We start from the raw sequence: 2,903 nt of genomic DNA on the forward strand, positions 1-2,903 counted from the left end.
TATTGAGAATAAAAAAACGACAACCGTCCCGAAGCTTCGGGAGCATACCCGCCAGAATAACTTGTCGGGCTGGTTGCGACTTGATATGTTAGTGCCTCCGACGAGCGCAGGGAGAGGAAGGCATAAAAAAACCGTAGCGGCTTACTTGGCAAATAAGCACTTACTCGCGATTGCTTATAACTTGAAGAAGTACCTGAAATACGAACAAAAACGAGTAAAAAGTGGGGCAAGACGGCTTGCTTTGGTTGCATTGGTAAAAAGTGTCTTTCAGCAGCTGTTCGGAATCGCTGTAAAGCATCAAAAAATTGCCTACTACATCTGAGTTGATATGAAAAAAACCTACTAAAGAGGCTTCTATGAATCCGTTTTTCGATTAATTAATGGCTTGTGCAACGATTACCATTGTTGGCAACTGTTTTTATTCTTTAATTCCTTCGTACTTCTCTCGGCCATTTGATAATATTATTCTCATTCTACCATCCTCACTTGATTGATAAAACTCGACTTTTGCAGGAAAATCTTTGACTCTAAATTTAGTTTTAGTCTCAGCAGCTAATTCAACAGCAGATTGACCGTCAAACTCATTGAAAAGAACTAAACCCTTACGAAAAATTTTTACTTTGAATCCTTTTTCAATTAGGTAGGTGCCTACATACGTATCTAATAAGACAGTAGTTAATTTAGGAATTTCACTTTTGTAAATACTAGAAGCAATATCAAATATTATTGTATTAGTATTAATTACATTAATATCACTGATATTGGATACCACCAAGATGAGCAAGTCATCTTCTGGGAAATACATATCTGATGTCGAATAGCCGAATATAAATCCATTATGAAAAATAGAGGTTTTGTTAAATTTCCTGTCACTATAAAAACCATAGCCGTAAGTTGATTTTTCTCCATTATTTAAGGTAAAAGGTGTCCAAGCTTTTATCAAATTCTCTCTAGAGATAACTTTAGAGTTCATTAATCCTTCATACCATTTTGAAAGGTCTTCTACTGTTGTATGTATCGAACTCGAACCTCTAGTCTGATTGATAGAATGATATCTTGCATATACAATTTCATTATTTTTTAATTCGTAGCCCGTTGCTAAATTTGGAATCAACTGTCCTTCACTAGGTATGTATGAGTTGGTCATTCCCAATGGTCTAAATATGTTTTCATTAACATAGTCAGTATACTCCATTCCTGAAGCTTTTTCGATAATATATGCCAACAAATTAAAATTCATATTACAATATTCGTGGTTTTCACCAGCCTCGAACTGTACAATATCGTTTTTAAAATAATTGAGGACATCTTTACTAGAATCAAAGTATTTCCTTGCATCTGTATTTGCCCAAATGGTGTCCGTATGACTTTTTAGTCCAGAGGTATGAGACAAAAGATGTTTTATCTTTATTTTATCACCATTTTTAGAATAATTAGGTAAATAGCTATTGACATTATCTTCAAGAGATAGTTTTCCTTTCTCTAGTAACTGAAGTACACTCATTGCAGTAAATTCTTTGCTGACACTTCCAATGTTAAATGCATTTTTGGTAGACATATCTACTTTGTTTTCGATATTAGCTTTGCCAAATGCTTTTTGGTAAAGCACTTTTCCTTTCTGCTTAATGAAAATAATGGCTCCTGGACCATCGGATTTAACAGTGTTATTGAGAATACTATCAATCTGTTCATTCTTAACTTGTGAAAATCCATAAATACCGTAAAAAGTAAAGAATATTACAAATAAAGTTTTGAATGTAAATTTCATAATGTTTTTATTATTTAGTTAAATTCTAATTGTTGTCAACGGTTAGTATATGAAGTGAAGCGACCAAATGGGAGCTATGATTTCATATACATTGTTAGCGCCAATGCAAATTAATCGTTCGTATTCCACTTGTCACCTAAAAACTCGAGGGAGACCCTTAAAAACTCAGGTTGAATTTCCGGTTCTAAATGGGGTAAATGATTCCCATTAGGGACAATCCAAAGGCGGCTGTTGGGTATACCTTTATACATTTCTATTCCTAACTCTAGTGGAATAACAAAGTCATTGTCTCCTAAAACCACGAGCCATTTCGCTTTTATGGTATTCAACTTATCCGGTGTAAAGTAGGGGTCTGCATCCGAAGGGTTTCGGTCTTGCCAGAATGCCTGTGCCAGATACTCCTGCTTTTCCGGATTTTGCCCCCAATTTACCGCCCATTTCCTAGCCTGATCCATTCCTAATTTTGCTTGCATCTCTCTGGCATGCGTACTGTAGTAAATATGCCCCCCAACGGTAATAACGGATTTAAATCTATCTGGCTGCATTGTATTGAGATAAAGAAGTGTAGTACCACCACTACTCGCCCCAATGGCCTTTACTTGATCCAATCCCAAAGAGTCCAGCAAGGCCAGAATCATCTTGGCGTAAACCCCGTGATCAAAATCAAAATCGTCTATTTTATAAATATCAGATCGTCCGTGTCCCATCATATCCACGGCAATAGTTCTGTATTGCTTTGAGTAGGGCGCAATGTATGGTTCCCAGCTGTCGGCTGTGTTAAAAAAATTATGAAGCAACAGAAGAGGTTCTCCGCTACCAGTATCTTCATAATAAATTTTGGTGCCATTATAGTTAAAAAACTTACCGTTGGGATTAACTGTTACCTGCCCATATGAAGTGAGGGTAGCGATAAAAACTAAAATTAAAATTGCTAATTGTCTCATGTCTTGTATTTATTAAAGTTATGTGCCTTTACCATACCCGCATTGGCGCTAACGCAGCGCTATGGGCAGTTGGTCTTTTTTTTATGGAAATATAGTAAAATCCAACAACGATGTAACGGGAATAGTACTAATTATGAATTTGGATCCCGATTTCATCGTTTATCAAGTAGCCCCGTTTTTTCTACGGGGCG

Annotated in this window: 2 protein-coding genes and 1 pseudogene; 1 reads left to right on the plus strand and 2 read right to left on the minus strand. The window is 36.2% G+C overall.

The features are described from left to right. Positions 1-322: pseudogene (locus tag ABJF52_RS00200) on the plus strand (hypothetical protein); the annotation flags it as partial. A 96-nt stretch (positions 323-418) separates the two neighbouring features. On the opposite strand, the gene ABJF52_RS00205 reads toward ABJF52_RS00200, so the two are convergent. Both ABJF52_RS00205 and ABJF52_RS00210 read right to left on the minus strand, forming a co-directional pair. Beyond that, positions 419-1,768, minus strand: coding sequence for a serine hydrolase domain-containing protein (locus tag ABJF52_RS00205; protein ID WP_348144548.1), 1,350 nt, complete (start codon positions 1,766-1,768; stop codon positions 419-421). A gap of 110 nt (positions 1,769-1,878) precedes the next feature. Further along, a complete protein-coding gene (locus ABJF52_RS00210; RefSeq protein WP_348144551.1) occupies positions 1,879-2,712 on the minus strand; it encodes an alpha/beta hydrolase in 834 nt (277 codons plus the stop codon). Positions 2,713-2,903: the final 191 nt, after the last annotated feature.

This window comes from Aurantibacter sp., from assembly GCF_039941195.1.
Taxonomy (GTDB): Bacteria; Bacteroidota; Bacteroidia; order Flavobacteriales; family Flavobacteriaceae; genus Aurantibacter_A.